Source organism: Haemophilus sp. HMSC071C11 (assembly GCF_001837655.1).
Lineage (GTDB): Bacteria > Pseudomonadota > Gammaproteobacteria > Enterobacterales > Pasteurellaceae > Haemophilus > Haemophilus influenzae.
The window spans coordinates 1-251 of sequence record NZ_KV833403.1 but is presented as its reverse complement, the minus strand read 5'-3'; the positions used below and the strand labels follow the sequence as shown (position 1 = coordinate 251).

General features: G+C 41.0%; 1 rRNA gene. It reads right to left on the bottom strand.

Going from position 1 to position 251, the window contains the following annotated elements:
* A 16S ribosomal RNA gene (locus HMPREF2644_RS02350) occupies positions 1–148 on the bottom strand; the annotation flags it as partial.
* Positions 149–251: the final 103 nt, after the last annotated feature.

Sequence of the window (251 nt, the reverse complement as noted above, 5' to 3'; positions counted from 1 at the left end):
CCCCCTCCATAAGCCAGATTCCCAAGCATTACTCACCCGTCCGCCACTCGTCAGCAAGAAAGCAAGCTTTCTCCTGCTACCGTTCGACTTGCATGTGTTAAGCCTGCCGCCAGCGTTCAATCTGAGCCATGATCAAACTCTTCAATTCAAGTTCAATCGCTCAATAAACTGCTTAGCTATAAATAAAACACTACTTAAAAAAGTAATGATGAATTTTCAGTTAAGCACCTATTAAGACTTCAAAATTAAAA